18 protein-coding genes are annotated in these 14903 nt (G+C 40.6%); 7 read left to right on the top strand and 11 right to left on the bottom strand.

Translation table 11 applies throughout. The annotated features are described in order from the left end of the window. Positions 1-4: 4 nt before the first annotated feature. Together SYN7502_RS02785 and SYN7502_RS02780 are read left to right on the top strand one after the other, a co-directional pair. Entirely contained in the window at positions 5-694 is a 690-nt protein-coding gene (locus tag SYN7502_RS02785; protein ID WP_015167375.1) for a GvpL/GvpF family gas vesicle protein, read from the top strand. Between the two features lie 35 nt (positions 695-729). Next, positions 730-1164, top strand: a complete 435-nt coding sequence (locus SYN7502_RS02780) for a gas vesicle protein K (protein ID WP_015167374.1) — start codon at positions 730-732, stop codon at positions 1162-1164. Positions 1165-1182: 18 nt separating this feature from the next. Here the strand turns inward: SYN7502_RS02780 and SYN7502_RS02775 are convergent, their stop codons facing one another. Beyond that, a complete protein-coding gene (locus SYN7502_RS02775) occupies positions 1183-1989 on the bottom strand; it encodes a metal ABC transporter permease (RefSeq protein ID WP_210391316.1) in 807 nt (268 codons plus the stop codon). Between the two features lie 178 nt (positions 1990-2167). Further along, positions 2168-2761, bottom strand: coding sequence for a nucleotide exchange factor GrpE (locus SYN7502_RS02770; RefSeq protein WP_015167372.1), 594 nt, complete (start codon positions 2759-2761; stop codon positions 2168-2170). A 51-nt stretch (positions 2762-2812) separates the two neighbouring features. Between SYN7502_RS02770 and recA the strand changes: the two genes are divergently transcribed. Further along, positions 2813-3919 carry a recombinase RecA gene (recA, locus tag SYN7502_RS02765; RefSeq protein ID WP_015167371.1) on the top strand — a complete coding sequence of 369 codons (1107 nt, stop codon included), beginning with the start codon at positions 2813-2815 and terminating at the stop codon, positions 3917-3919. Positions 3920-3975: 56 nt separating this feature from the next. Here recA and SYN7502_RS02760 read toward each other — a convergent pair whose 3' ends face one another. The 5 genes from SYN7502_RS02760 to SYN7502_RS02735 all read right to left on the bottom strand — a co-directional run bounded on the left by SYN7502_RS02760 (position 3976) and on the right by SYN7502_RS02735 (position 7064). Beyond that, complete coding sequence (locus SYN7502_RS02760; RefSeq protein WP_041429795.1) at positions 3976-4233, bottom strand: DUF4926 domain-containing protein; 258 nt, start codon at positions 4231-4233, stop codon at positions 3976-3978. Between the two features lie 57 nt (positions 4234-4290). Then, a complete protein-coding gene (locus tag SYN7502_RS02755) occupies positions 4291-4497 on the bottom strand; it encodes a hypothetical protein (protein WP_246828958.1) in 207 nt (68 codons plus the stop codon). Between the two features lie 101 nt (positions 4498-4598). After that, positions 4599-4841, bottom strand: a complete 243-nt coding sequence (locus SYN7502_RS02750) for a DUF4926 domain-containing protein (RefSeq protein WP_015167369.1) — start codon at positions 4839-4841, stop codon at positions 4599-4601. A gap of 20 nt (positions 4842-4861) precedes the next feature. Continuing rightward, a complete protein-coding gene (locus SYN7502_RS20840) occupies positions 4862-5818 on the bottom strand; it encodes a DUF6883 domain-containing protein (protein ID WP_015167368.1) in 957 nt (318 codons plus the stop codon). Between the two features lie 43 nt (positions 5819-5861). Continuing rightward, positions 5862-7064: an argininosuccinate synthase gene (locus tag SYN7502_RS02735; protein WP_015167367.1), complete on the bottom strand. Its 1203-nt coding sequence runs from the start codon at positions 7062-7064 to the stop codon at positions 5862-5864. 276 nt (positions 7065-7340) lie between these two features. On the opposite strand from SYN7502_RS02735, the gene chlP reads away from it, so the two are divergent. Beyond that, positions 7341-8561, top strand: a complete 1221-nt coding sequence (chlP, locus tag SYN7502_RS02730) for a geranylgeranyl reductase (protein ID WP_015167366.1) — start codon at positions 7341-7343, stop codon at positions 8559-8561. Between the two features lie 88 nt (positions 8562-8649). On the opposite strand, the gene SYN7502_RS02725 is transcribed toward chlP, so the two are convergent. Then, positions 8650-9213: a Uma2 family endonuclease gene (locus SYN7502_RS02725; protein WP_015167365.1), complete on the bottom strand. Its 564-nt coding sequence runs from the start codon at positions 9211-9213 to the stop codon at positions 8650-8652. Between the two features lie 15 nt (positions 9214-9228). Then, entirely contained in the window at positions 9229-9348 is a 120-nt protein-coding gene (gene psbM, locus SYN7502_RS02720) for a photosystem II reaction center protein PsbM (RefSeq protein WP_015167364.1), read from the bottom strand. Between the two features lie 102 nt (positions 9349-9450). Between psbM and SYN7502_RS02715 the strand changes: the two genes are divergently transcribed. Then, entirely contained in the window at positions 9451-10053 is a 603-nt protein-coding gene (locus SYN7502_RS02715) for a glutathione S-transferase family protein (protein ID WP_015167363.1), read from the top strand. A 202-nt stretch (positions 10054-10255) separates the two neighbouring features. After that, on the top strand, positions 10256-10537 hold the full coding sequence (locus SYN7502_RS02710; protein ID WP_015167362.1) for a hypothetical protein: 282 nt from the start codon (positions 10256-10258) through the stop codon (positions 10535-10537). 63 nt (positions 10538-10600) lie between these two features. On the opposite strand, the gene SYN7502_RS02705 is transcribed toward SYN7502_RS02710, so the two are convergent. Next, the gene (locus tag SYN7502_RS02705; protein WP_015167361.1) at positions 10601-11035 is read right to left on the bottom strand and encodes a hypothetical protein; all 435 of its coding nucleotides are present in this window, start codon (positions 11033-11035) and stop codon (positions 10601-10603) included. A 335-nt stretch (positions 11036-11370) separates the two neighbouring features. Beyond that, positions 11371-12837, bottom strand: a complete 1467-nt coding sequence (gene gatB / locus SYN7502_RS02700) for an Asp-tRNA(Asn)/Glu-tRNA(Gln) amidotransferase subunit GatB (RefSeq protein WP_015167360.1) — start codon at positions 12835-12837, stop codon at positions 11371-11373. 262 nt (positions 12838-13099) lie between these two features. Between gatB and typA the strand changes: the two genes are divergently transcribed. Further along, complete coding sequence (typA, locus tag SYN7502_RS02695; RefSeq protein ID WP_015167359.1) at positions 13100-14893, top strand: translational GTPase TypA; 1794 nt, start codon at positions 13100-13102, stop codon at positions 14891-14893. Positions 14894-14903: the final 10 nt, after the last annotated feature.

The following is a 14903-nucleotide window of genomic DNA, read 5'->3' as shown; positions in this document are numbered from 1 at the left end:
AACCATGATTTATGCGATCTCCATCTTAGCTAGTCCTATTCCCAAAACTCAGCCTATAGGTTTAACAGGAAAATTAATCGAATATATCCAAGTCGGGCAATTAGTAATGGCAGTGATCAAAGATGTCGATATGGAACTCTTAAAATCCAGTGGTGAGGAAATTCTGATTCAAGCTGTCCTTGATCATGATCGCCTGATTTATGAGCTTTTTAGGGAACAGACCCTTTTACCCCTACGCTTTGGTACGGTTTTTAAGTCTCAAGCAGGTTTAGAAGCATATTTACAATCTGAACAAGAGCAACTATTAAGCAAACTACAAAAACTAAAGGGATACGCTGAATATCTTTTGACCATGACTGCCATAGTTAGGGAATCTCAAACTCCAAAATCTCAACTAGAATCAACTCAAAACCTTAAAGGTAAAGATTATCTTTTAGCTAAACGCACTAAATTTTTTGCTGAGCAAACAAAGCGATCGCAACAACAACAGGAATGTGAAGCTTTAATTTCGATATTACCAGTCCAACATCAAGTGACTACCCCGCAGTCAGGGGAATTTTTAAGAGTATATTTTCTGGCAAATTCTCTGCAAATTACGGAACTACAAATCTTAATTTCAAAATGGCAGTTACAGCATTCCCATTGGCAGTTAGAGTTAAGTAAGCCATTACCGCCCTATCACTTTTGTGATTAATTTATTTTTTAACTAGATTTTTTAACTAGGAACTTGTGACTGAAAATCTGCCGATCAAGCCCAATAAATCTGGTCTAGCTCCCCTAGTCATGACAGTTGTGGAACTCCTACGTCAGCTTATGGAGGCTCAAGTAATTCGGCGCATGGACTCAGGAGAACTGACAGAAACAGAAATCGAGCGAGCCGCCAACAGTTTGCAGGCACTAGAACAACAGATTTTAACCCTGTGTGAAGTTTTGGAAATCAATCCTGAAGACTTAAATTTAGATTTAGGTGAAGCTGGGAAACTCCTACCCGCTAAGGGTGCTTACTACCCCGATCAACCCAGTAGCGATGCCTCAATTTTAGAGTTACTCGATCGCCTTATTAATACTGGCATAGTCATCCAAGGTGAAGTGAATTTGGGTTTGGCACAACTGGATTTAATTAAACTTAAGCTGAATCTAGTCCTAACTTCGGGAGTTAATTAAATTTACTTAGCTATACATTTATGAATTTTCTGGTGCAAATTTTCGGATCAATTTTTTGAAATCACTGGTAAGAAATAAGGTTACTAAAAAAATAGCCAGATTAAACAAGACGATCGCTGCTCCCGATGGCACATTTAAGTAGTAGCTAACATACATTCCCCCCACTGCTGCTGCCACCCCAAATACTGCCCCTAACCGCATCATGCCGTACAACTCTTTGACCACTAAGTAAGCCGATATCCCTGGACCAATCAGCATTGATACCACTAAAACGACACCAACAGTCTGCATACTGGCAATAATTGTCATTGTTACTGCTGCCATCAGCCCTAAATAAATTAAATCCACGGGCAGCCCTACGGCTTTAGCTCCAATTGGATCAAAGGTATAAAACAACATTTCCTTGTAGGTTAGCTTAACCAAAATCAAGACAATTACAGTAATAATTCCTGTACGCCATACATCCTCACGGGTCACACTTAAAATATCACCAAATAAAAAACTATCTAAATCTAAGCGATTACGGAGAAGGGTAATTAATAGAATGCCCAGAGCAAAAAAACTACTAAACATTAATGCCATAATTGCATCGACTTTGACTCTAGTTTGCGATCGCAGCCAAGCAATCAACACCGCACTAATCATGCCCGACACAAATGCACCGACCAGAATATTAATCTTCCAATAAAAAGCCACTGCCAACCCCGGCAACACAGAATGAGCCATGACATCACCTAACAATGACATTCTCTGCACAATCAGGTAAGTTCCGACCACAGGGCATAAAATCCCAATTAAAACCCCAATCGTTAAAGCATTTTGCATGAACTGATAACTAATTGGTTCTAGTATCCAACTCAACACCTAAAAGCTCCTAGGGAAATAATTAATTGACTTCGATAGTTAAGTTTATCTGGTTTGATATGGTCAAATTTATTTTGATGCACTCTTAAAAATTTCATCTTGAACAAAAGTTTGCCAGAAATATAAATTCAGATCAACCTTAAGGATTAGGAGTAATTCTGCTCACTCTAGCTCTATACAATAGCCGATCGCCCCACCTATAACCTGTATAACGCACCAAAACCCGATCGCCCGCTTGCACTGATTCCGAGCCATCCATAGGTTGATGGAGCTGAGGATTATATTCTATCTCTATGCCCACGGCCGCGATCGCCTCGATGCCCCAATCCCGTAATAAATTTTCCAAGGGACGAAATAACGCTAACAGGTTCCGAGCAGGAAGATCGGGATTTTTGGTAATGGCATAGGCAGCTGTGGGTAATTGCAACAGCATGGATTCTAATTTGGCTACTACCTCTTGCTGAACCTCTAATTTATCTGATTTGGTTAATTCAGTTACTTGATTGGGAGATATAGGCTGAATTTGACTGAATTTACTCACTAAATCCTCCAAGGAAATTTTTAAACTCTTACTTAAACTGGCTAAGTCTTTATAACTAATTAAATCTGCTTGCCCTTTACGCAATTTAGCGATCGCATTTAAGCTGACTTGCGAATGACTACCTAGACTCCTAAAACTTGAGATGCCCACTACTTGCATTAACCGTCGTAATTCTTGGGTATGATCTGCCATATTTCCTGCACTAGAGTATTATGTATCGTATCTAAAAAGCTTAAGATTCCCATGCCTCCTAAATCAAAATCCGCTAGCCAGCCAGCCCCTAAAGCTCCCGTTGATAACGCTGAAAAACAAAAAGCCTTAGATTTAGTCCTAGGACAAATTGAAAAAAGTCATGGCAAAGGCGCAATTATGAAGCTAGGCGCAGCCACGGGCATGAAGGTTGAAACTATCTCCACAGGGGCGTTAACCCTAGACTTAGCATTAGGTGGCGGCTTACCCAAGGGTCGAGTCATTGAAATTTATGGACCTGAAAGTTCGGGTAAAACTACCCTAGCACTCCATGCGATCGCCGAAATTCAAAAACAAGGAGGAACGGCTGCCTTTGTGGATGCTGAACATGCTCTCGATCCCCACTATTCGGCAAAATTAGGCGTAGATATTGATAATTTACTCATATCCCAACCAGATACGGGCGAAATGGCACTGGAAATTGTCGATCAATTAGTGCGATCAATGGCAGTGGATATTGTGGTGATCGATTCTGTGGCGGCACTTGTTCCCCGCGCGGAAATCGAAGGAGAAATGGGTGACTCGCACATGGGACTACAGGCAAGATTAATGAGCCAAGCACTGCGTAAAATCACGGGTAATATTGGACGCTCCAACTGTACGGTGATCTTTTTAAATCAACTACGGCAAAAAATCGGTGTGGTCTATGGCTCACCCGAAGTAACTACTGGTGGTACTGCTCTGAAGTTTTATGCGTCTGTGCGTCTGGATATTCGCAAGCAGGAAACCCTGAAAAAAGGAACCGAGGACTATGGTAATCGGGTCAAAGTCAAAGTTGTAAAAAACAAGGTTGCCCCCCCGTTTCGCATTGCTGAGTTTGATATTATTTTCGGTAAAGGGATTTCTGTGGCGGGATGCTTACTGGATGTTGCCGAAGAAATTGAAATTCTGACTCGCAAAGGGGCATGGTATAGCTATGCAGGAGAAAATGTCGCCCAAGGTCGAGAAAAAGTGCTAAAGCACCTAGAGGACAATCCTGAATTGTTTAAGGAAATTGAAACCCTAGTCAAAGAAAAATTGGCAATGGGTGCTGTGGTTTCCGCAACTAAGGCAGTACCAGATATTGTTGAAGACGAAGAATTTGATGCAGACGAAATTTAAAAAAGTAATTATCAAAAAGCTCCCACCCTCTATGAACAGCAAGGTAATCAATCGGGTTATGACCAGAGTTTAGAGGCGATCGCTGAACTTGACCTGAAATAAAAGCCATAGAGTTTTTGGATGCCAACACTGATTATTTCTAAAATGAAACTGGTAAACGTACAGTCCTTATCGCTAAACTCAACTTCAAAAGCCTTACCATTTCCTACGGCTTCAGCCACAGTTCCCACTTGTCCACGAGCTAGATTATATTCTGGTAAAGCGATCGCTAAAATCACCACATCAAGTAGTTTTATGGGGAGTACTTTAGCCAAAGAAGTTCTCATAATTATCATGGCTACCAATCCAAAACCATGTCACAGTATCACCTTCTAATTTTGATACTCTGCCCAAAAAGATGGAAGTACATTTGACTCGTAGTTCATTGTGGTAGCCTTACCTGCTGCTATTTCTTGTTTAGCCTTTTTTGCCGCAGCGATCAAACCTGATTGAGTTCGTTGAAAGGATTTATTCCATTTGGTTTCATCTTGAAGCTCGTCAATATATGTTTTTAGATGCTCGGCAACACTATCTTGCACCTCAATTGGTCAAGATTCCATGATTTTAACTACAGTCGTAATTGCTGGTGATGACATAAGCTTCCCCCTAATACCCTCAGATAAAAATACCTACAACATAACTAAACCATTACTGGACTTATTTCACTAATTATCGGTTCAAAATGCAAGACCATGATCTGATTTGGGGTTAATCCAACTGATTCGTAGGTTCGACCAGAGCGATCGCTAAACTCAACTTCAAAAGCCTTACCATTTCCTAAGACTTCAACCACAGTTCCCACTTGTCCACGGGATAGATTATATTCAGGTAAATCAGTCGTTAGGGTTACTACATCAAGTAATTTAATTGTGTTTGTAGTCATTTTATTTTTATCTCTATTTTCTATAAGGGATAACAAGTTGTTAATCTTGGTATATTAGAACCTTCCTCGATAATCCAACCGCTTCGGATATTTGCCCTTCTATTTTTCCATTCAAGTATGAAGTCTAGAGTATAACGCTGTCCAAATTGATCACGTCTTCCTAGTTTTGCTTCGTTAGTCTTAACAACCTCAAGAAGTCTTAATTGTAGGTATTCTGCTTCCCTAGCAGTCATTCCCAGTATAGTTAAAAATAGGCGAGATTTGTGTTTGCCTTCATCGTGATTTTGATTTAAGCAGTAATCACGCAATTTACGAATATCAACAGTTGCATTTTCTGCATTTGGAATAAATAATTCTATTAGTGTCTGAGTTTCTCTTTCAAGAAGACAAATCTCTCGCTGCTTTACTACTTGACTGGGATCAAAAGAAACAGTAAACAACAGATGAGCATAACTTATCTCTTGATCATCAGCTTTAAATGGAACAGCATGACAAATTACTGGAAATCGATCATCTGAATAGTTTATTAATGGTTTTGATAACTCAGAAATGATTCTACTCCCACCAAAGATATAGCTCCTCGGTTGCGATTTTTTTAACTCAGGTAAAGTCCACCAGTTGAAAATAATTTCGCCATCAGACTCATCAGCAAGTCCACAGGCTTGGCGATAGCTTTTTGGGGTAAGAGTTAGTAAGCCTTTGCCATGCTCAAGTTGTCTGCGTCTTGCCAAGTAAATCTGAGAAGGATGGAATACAATGTCAGTAACTGCTTTGAGGTATTCAAACTTGCTAATAAGTTCATCATAAGTTAGACATATAGAGAAATCAGCAATGGCTACGCCATCCTGTCCTATTACGCACGCTACCAGAATAGAACTACCCTTAGCTAATTCCTCAAAATCAAATGATTTATCAAGATTAGGTGGAATCAGTACTTTTCCAAAACCTTTTCCAGCCTTACGTTTTTCTTTTCCCATCTTTTGATATTCAGAAATTGAGACCAACAAGCATTATTAAATCTTATCCCCTCAATTTTTGTGACCATACCCTTGTGGGTAAACCCCAAACATAGATAAATCCTTCGGCAGCTTTGTGATCAAATTGATCGGATTCAGTATAGGTAGCTAATTCTTCATCATAGAGAGAATTTTCTGACTTACGACCAACAATGATGGCACTACCCTTATGGAATTTAACTCTAATTGTTCCAGAAACTTGGGTTTGGCTATCTTTAATAAAGGCATCAAGGGCAGACTTGAGCGGACTATACCACAAACCGTTATAGATCATTTTGGCGTAGGTATCTTCAATCCCCCGTTTGTATTGAGCTAGGTCTGAGGTGAGGGTCAAGCTTTCTAGATCACGGTGTGCCTGAATTAGAACCACCATTGCTGGAGATTCATAAATTTCACGGGATTTAATCCCCACAAGGCGATTTTCCACCATGTCAATGCGTCCAACTCCATTACCGCCAGCGATCGCATTTAAGGTTTTAATTAAGTCCACAGGTGATAGGGCATTGCCATCGACAGCAACGGGAATACCCTGTTCAAAGGTAATTTCCGTATAGGTAGGTTGATCGGGAGTATCAGCGATCGCTTTAGTAAAGTCATAAATTTCTTCGGGAGGTTCATTCCAAGCATCTTCTAAAATCCCTGCTTCGATACTACGTCCCAATAAATTACGGTCAATACTATAGGGTGAGGATTTTTTGACGGGGGAAGGGATGCCAAATTTTTCACCGTAGGCAATGGTTTGTTCTCGGCTCATGCCCCATTCTCTGGCGGGTGCTAATACTTTCAATGAGGGATTGAGGGAAGCGATCGCCACATCAAATCTAACTTGATCATTGCCCTTGCCCGTACAACCATGTGCCACTGCATCTGCGCCATATTCTGCTGCTGCATCCACCAAGATTTTAGCGATTAAGGGTCTTGCCAAGGCTGTAGCTAAGGGATAGCGATTTTCGTAGAGGGCATTGGCTTGAATGGCAGGAAAAGCGTAGTCCTTAACAAATTCGGCAGTAACATCTTGCACCAAAGATACGGTTGCTCCAGAGGCTAAGGCTTTAAGGCGAATCGGTTCTAGTTCATCGCCCTGACCTAAATCTGCCGCTAAAGTTATGACCTCTTTTACGCCCCATTCTTGCATGAGGTAGGGAATACAAACAGATGTATCAACACCACCAGAATAAGCAAGTACAACTTTATTGGCGCGACCCATATCTACAAATCTCCAAATTTACTAATTACACAACCATAGCTCAACTGCACTGATGCTTTAGTATTAATGTTTACTATCCATTAGTGCTAAATATTTCAGACGCTGTATATTCATATTATTTAACCACAGGGTCAGCGATCGCCTTACTCTTATTTGTATTTGTCCATTGGGATTTACGCATCAGGTATTTATAACTAAATGTTAAAATAAATGTCCGATCCCTGAGTCTCAACTATTGTCGCTGTTAGTATGGCATAAAGTTAAAAAGCAGATAACATGACATTACGAGTTGCGGTTATAGGCGGCGGACCTGCTGGTTCCTGTGCGGCTGAGACATTAGTAAAAGCTGGGATTGAAACCTACTTATTTGAACGTAAATTAGATAACGCTAAGCCATGCGGTGGGGCGATCCCATTGTGTATGGTTTCCGAATTTGATATTCCTGATCGCATTATTGACCGTAAAGTTCGCAAGATGAAGATGATTTCCCCTAGCAATGTGGAAGTTGACATTCAAATTGAGAATGAAGGTGAGTATATTGGTATGTGTCGCCGAGAGTTATTAGATGCTTTTCTCCGCGATCGCGCCAAGGATTTAGGGGCAAAACTAATTAATGGTCGAGTTTTAGATATAAAAATTGTCGAAAAAGGCAATAAGCCCTACACCATTAGCTATTCCGATATGTCCGATGGTGGAATCGAAGGTACCTTAAAATCCTTGGAAGTAGATTTAATTGTCGGTGCAGATGGCTTTAACTCAGTTGTGGCAAAGGCAATTGATGCGGGTGATTATAACTATGCGATCGCCTTCCAAGAACGGATTAAAATTTCCGATGATAAAATGAAATATTACGAAGACCTAGCGGAAATGTATGTGGGCAATGATGTCTCCACGGATTTCTATGCTTGGGTTTTCCCGAAATACGATCACGTTGCCGTTGGGACTGGAACCATGAAGCCCCATCAACGGGATATTAAAAAGTTGCAAGCAGGGATTCGTACCCGCGCCCATAATCGCATTGAAGGTGGTGAAATTATTAAAGTAGAAGCTCATCCCATTCCTGAACATCCAAGACCTCGGCGGGTTGTGGGTAGAGTGGCTTTAGTTGGTGATGCGGCGGGCTATGTGACTAAATCTAGCGGTGAAGGGATTTACTTTGCAGCTAAGTCTGGACGGATGTGTGCGGAAGCGATCGTGGAATTTTCCCAGAATAATACCCGCATTCCTACCGAAGCTGACCTTAAGGTTTATCTAAAACGTTGGGACAAAAAGTACGGTGCTACCTATAAGGTTTTAGATATTCTGCAACGGGTATTTTATAACTCTGATGCCAGCCGTGAAGCATTTGTGGAAATGTGTGCGGATAAAGATGTGCAGAAAATGACCTTTGATAGCTATCTTTACAAAACCGTAGTTCCCGCCAACCCCTTTGTCCAGTTAAAAATCACAGCTAAAACCATTGGCAGCTTATTAAGAGGAAATGCTCTAGCTCCTTAAGTTTTAGTTTTAAGTTTGCCTAATTAGTGGGGGGTGAGTTATTAACTTGCGCCCTAATTTTTTGGATTTTCCTAAAAGCCACTCAAACTTATTCGAGTAACCAAGAAAATAAATCGTTATTGCTTAGTTTCAGTTCATCGGCGAAGGATGGTACAGGGAGATAGTTATTTGGCTGATCGAAAATTTCTATTTCCTGTTTGGGTCTAAAGATAAATACCGCTTGCTCATTGGGATCAATTAACCAACCCATCTGGGTTCCGTATTTTAGACAATGCAGAATATTTTTTGTAACCTTTGTTTGGCTTTGATCTGGGGATAAAATTTCGATCGCCCAATCTGGATAAAGAGTAAATGAATTAGCAACCTCACCATTTTGATCACGGGGAATACGATTTATAGTAAATACCGCAATATCTGGGACTAGAGAGCAATCTCCAAAGGTACAACGTAACTCAGGGAAAGCACGGGCGACGAGCTTGGGTTTAACTACATGATTAATAGCAGATATAAGTTCTCCTTGAATCACACTGTGCTTTCCTTGTGGCATTGGTTTGGGGATGATTTGACCATCAATATATTCACTAGCGGGCTTTGTTTCCGATAATTTAAGAAAGTCCGCCAATGTCAATGTTTTAGATGGCAAATGTAGCATTCAAGCTTACCTTGATTATTTTTTGGCAGCTTCTTCGTCACGGCTAGCAGTTTGAATATAAAGAATTAACAAAAATGCAGTGGGTACAAAAACTGCCATTGCTGTTGCTACTAATCCTAAGAAGTTAACTTCCATGATTTTAATATCCCCTAATTTTTAAAATTTGTGTGGTTAAATTTATGTCAATAGTATAAGTTTAGCTGATTCTCGTAATTTAGAATTAATGAGATTTAAACTATGTCCAGAACTTTATATTATGCCCAGCGATCGCCCTACGCCCGCAAGGTCAGAATTGTTTTAGCCGAGAAAAATTTAAGTTATACTGCCCAAGAAGTAGATTTGGCAAATAGATCAGCCGAGTTTTATCAACTTTCTCCCATCGGTAAAATTCCTGTATTTGTGGATGAAAATGGTACTACTCTGTGGGATTCGACCCTGATTGTAGAATACTTAGACGAGGTATATCCTGAACCTAGTTTTTATCCCGCCTCGATTAAGCTTCAGTGTCGGCAATGGGAAGAATTAGGTGATGCGATCGCTGACAATAGTATAGCTTTATGGATGGAGAAACGTAAGGGTGAGCAAGCAAGTGTTGGCAATACCCTGCGACTACAGAAAATTATTGATCGGCTGTTAGGTGTGTGCGAACAAAAACTCGTAAATTATACCTACTTGATGGGGGATGACTGGACAATTGTAGATATTAGTGTTTTATCGGCTTTGGGCTATTTAAGCCTACGAATTAGTGATGATTGGAAAAATCAGTATCCTTTTCTAGCGCAGTGGTTTGCTAATTTAGAGCTAAGACCATCTATACAACTTACAGTTCCTATTGCCTAATTCTGTATTTTTTAGGCAAGGAGTTACCGCTTTCAATAACTTTAAAATATTTTAAATTAGGACTCACGCACTAAAATTTATAAAGTGCTGGCTAAAGGAAGTTTGAGGGCTGCGCCCTCAGTTGGGTCTTTGCCCCAAACCCCCTTTTAAATCTAGGTTTTTCTTCGATACTGCGTAAGTCCTGTAAATAAAAAGTTAGGTTATGGGTGAAATAGATAAACCGATCGCAAATACTAGTTCTAATCCTGATGCTAATAAGGTTAGTAAATTTGGCACAGCAATTACCCTGATTTTAGTCATTACCATTTCTGCTATATCTGGAGTAGTGGTAATTTTACTGGCGATCGCCTTTGCCTTTAGTATAGTTAGTTTTACTGAGGCAAAGGATATTTTTAGCTTGATTCTAGTGACATTAGGTTCTTTAACTGGGTCAGCTTTGGGCTTTTATTTTGGTACTCTTGCAGCAAAGGAACCTAAAAATTAGCAATGTATCGCAGACTACTATGGTTTTACGATTAAGCTTCTCCGAATCATAGGTGTTATTTAGTCAGTATTGATTAATAATGAAATATTCCCAATCTATAAATCTTTCCCATAAGTAAAAATTGAGTAAAGAGTATGGTATCCCAAAACATATTCCACCTATTGCCCATTTCCTTTGATGGATTCTAAATTCTTTCACACTAGTTAAATTTGTTTTTCCCCAAAAACGAACGTTCCCGTATACACCAAAATATAATGCTACGCAAATATAAACTATAAAAAGAATGGGTCTAACTACTATTGTGAAAATAATTAAGTTGGCTCCTAATAGTTTGTTGTGGCTTGACATCAATAACGCTAAGTTTATGTTGAATATTAAATGAGGTAGCCAACAAATCAACCCAACCCATTCCTGATGGGAAAGCAACCAGAATGGAGTGAGTAAAAATGCTCCCCAATTCCATTTATTGATACCCTCAGGAACTTTGCTGTTATTCATAGTTCATATTCTTTCATTATTTGCAAATTTTACTTAATGATGAACAAAAAGAACTCCATATCGAAGAACTGGAATATTACTAGTTTTTTCCAATAGATCGCCTTATCTTATTTACTATTCCACTTCCATCTTCAACTCTGTGCTGCCATATCTAGGGTAGTTGTAATTTTACTGGCGATCGCCTTTGCCTTTAATACAGTTAGTTTTACCGAGGTAAAGGATATTTTTAGCTTAATTCTAGTAGCTTTAGGTTCTCTAACTGGATCAGCTTTAGGGTTTTATTTTGCTAGCGTTGCAGCTAAGGAAGTTAAAAATTAGCGAAGTATCTCATTTAGCTAAGTATTAAGTTTCTGGCTGAGTAATTGATTAGTAGCTTGAGGTGCAGCCTGCCCGTTGGTGGCTTTCATTACTTGTCCCACAAAGAAGCCCAATAGTTTAGTTTTACCTGCCCGATATTGTTCTAGCTCCTTGGGATTTGCAGCAATTACTTGATCAATAATTTTTTCTAAGGCATCCCCAGATAGCACTGTGAGATTTTTGGCTTTGACCAATGCTTTAACCGATCCGCCATTTACCAAAAGTTCAGGCAGAATATCCTTGGCAATTTTGCTACTAATAGTTCCATCGGTAATTAAAGATACTAACTCTGCTAAAACTGTTGGGTTTAGGGGAATATCAGCAATTTTGAGCTTTTGTTCTTTTAGATAAGAAGTAATATCCCCCATAATCCAATTAAATGCTTGTTTAGGATCGGCACCGAGGGCGATCGCAGCTTCAAAATACTCTGCTACAGAGCGATCGTCAGCAATCAGTTGAGCATCGTAGGCGGTTAAACCCAAATTTCGATATTTTTGCCGTTTGGCGGCGGGTAATTCGGGTAATTCAGATTGATATTTAACTAAGGTTTGCTCTGGAACAGCGATCGCTACTAAATCTGGCTCAGGGAAATAGCGATAATCACTGGCACCTTCCTTTGTGCGCATACTGATGGTGCGTTGGGAATTCTCTTCCCAGAGGCGAGTTTCTTGAATCACTGGTTCGCCTGATTCGTAAGCTTCCACTTGACGCTCAATTTCAAAGTCGATCGCCCGTTGAATGGCATTAAAGGAGTTCATATTTTTGATCTCAACCTTAGTCCCAAACTTTTCTGTACCCACAGGACGCACGGATATATTGACATCACAACGCAGAGAACCTTCTTGCATATTGCCGTCACATACACCCAAATATCTTAAAATACGACGTAATTCTTGAGCGTATGCCGCAGCTTCAGCCCCAGAGCGAATATCAGGTTCCGAAACGATTTCACACAATGGGACACCCGCTCGATTGTAATCCACCAAAGAATGACTAGAACCCGAAAGGCGATCGCTGCCCCCGTGGACTAATTTACCCGCATCTTCTTCCATGTGCAGACGAGTAATGCCAATTTTTTTACTTTTGGCTTCTTTAGTGATGGCATCTTCAAGCTCAATTTGCAACCAGCCATGTTCGGCAATGGGGAGATCGTATTGGGAGATTTGGTAATTCTTGGGCAGATCGGGATAAAAATATTGCTTACGATCAAATTTACTGAGGGGAGCGATCGCACAATTCAAGGCAAGTCCTGCTTTAACTGCATATTCCAACACTTTTTCGTTCAAAACAGGGAGCATTCCTGGCATTCCCAAACACACAGGACAGACATTACCATTGGGAGACACCCCAAATCGAGTGGAGCAACCACAGAAAATTTTAGTCTCGGTTGTCAGTTGGCAATGGGTTTCGAGTCCAATAATGGTTTCGTATTGGGTTTTAGCCATATAGGGATGTTAATGACGCTGTTAAGTTATTTCTAGTTTATGTCTAGTATTACTGAAGTGATCCTAGTTGTTTGATGATAGCAGAAGGCGGATTTCCTTCTTGATTATAGTATTCCCTAAGCGACAGCCTCTCACTAGGTATCTAAGTAAAGTATCCAAGTAAATAGTAGTAAATGGTACTTTCCGCTACTGTTTCAATTTACGGGTAAGATCATTTGCTGCTAAGATCGAAATGAAGAAACATTAAAAATCTACCAATCTCATGTCTTTACCTATCCGTAATGTCGCCATCATCGCCCACGTTGATCACGGCAAAACTACCCTTGTTGATGCACTTCTCCAACAATCTGGGGCATTTAGAGCTGGTGAAGCAGTTGTTGAATGTGTCATGGACTCTAACGATCTTGAGCGTGAGCGTGGAATTACAATTTTATCCAAAAATACAGCCGTTCGCTACAAAGATACTTTAATTAATATTGTTGATACGCCCGGACACGCGGATTTTGGTGGTGAAGTGGAACGAGTACTTGGTATGGTCGAAGGCTGCATTTTAATTGTGGATGCCAATGAAGGACCTATGCCCCAAACTAGATTTGTACTTAAAAAAGCACTGGAAAAAGGTTTACGCCCGATTGTCTTGGTCAATAAAATTGATCGTCCCTCCGCAGAGCCATTTAAGGCGATCGATAAAGTTATTGATCTATTTTTAGAACTAGGTGCTGATGATGATCAGTGTGATTTTCCCTACCTATTTGCCTCTGGTTTAGCAGGCTTTGCCAAGGAAAAGCTAGAGGATGAAAGCGTGGACATGAAGCCACTATTTGAGGCATTTTTGCATCACGTTGCTCCTCCCGTTGGTGATCCAGAAAAACCCCTACAACTGCAAGTGACGACCTTGGATTATTCCGAATATTTAGGTCGGATTGTCATTGGCAAAATCCACAACGGCACCATTAATGCTGGACAGCAAGCGGCTTTAATCTCTGCTGACGGCACTATTACCAAGGGTAAAATCACTAAGCTGTTAGGATTTGATGGCTTAAAACGGGTGGAATTACAAAGCTCTTCGGCGGGAAATATTGTTGCGATCGCTGGCTTTGCCACTGCCAATATTGGAGAAACCATTACCTGTCCTAACGATCCCCAAGCTCTACCCATGATTAAGGTAGATGAACCAACTTTACAGATGACCTTCTGCATTAATGACTCACCCTTTGTGGGACAAGAAGGCAAATTAGTTACCACTCGCCAAGTGCGCGATCGCCTGTTCCGTGAACTAGAAACCAACGTAGCTTTAAGGGTGGAAGAAAATCCCGAATCTCCCGATCGCTTTGCTGTAGCAGGAAGAGGTGAATTGCACCTAGGTATCTTAATTGAGACCATGCGCCGTGAAGGTTATGAGTTTCAGGTTACCCAGCCTCAGGTTATTTACCGTGAAATTAACGGACAAAAGTGCGAACCCTATGAAACTTTGGTGCTGGATGTCCCTGAAGAGGCTGTGGGTGGTTGTATCGAACGCTTAGGACAACGCCGTGCCGAAATGGTAGATATGCAGATGTCTTTGGGTGGGCGATCGCAACTGGAATTTATCGTACCTGCCCGTGGTCTAATTGGCTTCCGAGGAGACTTTATGCGTGCCACCCGTGGTGCGGGAATCATGAACCATAGCTTCCTTGATTATCGTCCTGTGGCTGGGGATATTGATACTCGGCGCAATGGGGTTTTAATCTCCTTTGAAGAAGGCGTAGCCACAGAATTTTCTCTGAAGAATGCCGAAGATCGTGGTGTGTTCTTTATTAAGCCCGGTACCAAAGTTTATAAAGGCATGATTATTGGCGAAAATAACCGCCCCCAAGATTTGGAGTTGAATATTTGTAAAAGTAAACAGCTAACTAATATGCGGGCTGCCAGTGCTGATGACATCGTCCAACTACAGGCACCGATTGAAATGAACTTGGAACGGGCTTTGGAATATATTGGACCCGATGAAATTCTGGAAGTTACACCTGAATCGATTCGCTTGCGTAAAATTTCCAAAAAATACGCTACCCGCTAGTTCTAATTTT

Origin of the sequence: Synechococcus sp. PCC 7502, assembly GCF_000317085.1 — a bacterium.
Classification (GTDB): Bacteria; Cyanobacteriota; Cyanobacteriia; order Pseudanabaenales; family Pseudanabaenaceae; genus PCC-7502.
Note: the sequence above shows the minus strand (reverse complement) of the source record. Positions and strands in the feature narration are given on the sequence as shown.

What these genes read in the sequence shown, in the direction of transcription:
- chlP (WP_015167366.1), top strand. Translation starts at nt 7,341, where the DNA reads ATGACATTACGAGTTGCGGTTATAGGCGGCGGACCTGCTGGTTCCTGT.
- SYN7502_RS02775 (WP_210391316.1), bottom strand. Translation starts at nt 1,989, where the DNA reads ATGCAAAATGCTTTAACGATTGGGGTTTTAATTGGGATTTTATGCCCT.
- SYN7502_RS02770 (WP_015167372.1), bottom strand. Translation starts at nt 2,761, where the DNA reads ATGGCAGATCATACCCAAGAATTACGACGGTTAATGCAAGTAGTGGGC.
- SYN7502_RS02715 (WP_015167363.1), top strand. Translation starts at nt 9,451, where the DNA reads ATGTCCAGAACTTTATATTATGCCCAGCGATCGCCCTACGCCCGCAAG.
- SYN7502_RS20840 (WP_015167368.1), bottom strand. Translation starts at nt 5,818, where the DNA reads ATGGGAAAAGAAAAACGTAAGGCTGGAAAAGGTTTTGGAAAAGTACTG.
- SYN7502_RS02710 (WP_015167362.1), top strand. Translation starts at nt 10,256, where the DNA reads ATGGGTGAAATAGATAAACCGATCGCAAATACTAGTTCTAATCCTGAT.
- SYN7502_RS02705 (WP_015167361.1), bottom strand. Translation starts at nt 11,035, where the DNA reads ATGAATAACAGCAAAGTTCCTGAGGGTATCAATAAATGGAATTGGGGA.
- psbM (WP_015167364.1), bottom strand. Translation starts at nt 9,348, where the DNA reads ATGGAAGTTAACTTCTTAGGATTAGTAGCAACAGCAATGGCAGTTTTT.
- typA (WP_015167359.1), top strand. Translation starts at nt 13,100, where the DNA reads ATGTCTTTACCTATCCGTAATGTCGCCATCATCGCCCACGTTGATCAC.
- SYN7502_RS02725 (WP_015167365.1), bottom strand. Translation starts at nt 9,213, where the DNA reads ATGCTACATTTGCCATCTAAAACATTGACATTGGCGGACTTTCTTAAA.
- SYN7502_RS02785 (WP_015167375.1), top strand. Translation starts at nt 5, where the DNA reads ATGATTTATGCGATCTCCATCTTAGCTAGTCCTATTCCCAAAACTCAG.
- recA (WP_015167371.1), top strand. Translation starts at nt 2,813, where the DNA reads ATGCCTCCTAAATCAAAATCCGCTAGCCAGCCAGCCCCTAAAGCTCCC.
- SYN7502_RS02750 (WP_015167369.1), bottom strand. Translation starts at nt 4,841, where the DNA reads ATGACTACAAACACAATTAAATTACTTGATGTAGTAACCCTAACGACT.
- gatB (WP_015167360.1), bottom strand. Translation starts at nt 12,837, where the DNA reads ATGGCTAAAACCCAATACGAAACCATTATTGGACTCGAAACCCATTGC.
- SYN7502_RS02735 (WP_015167367.1), bottom strand. Translation starts at nt 7,064, where the DNA reads ATGGGTCGCGCCAATAAAGTTGTACTTGCTTATTCTGGTGGTGTTGAT.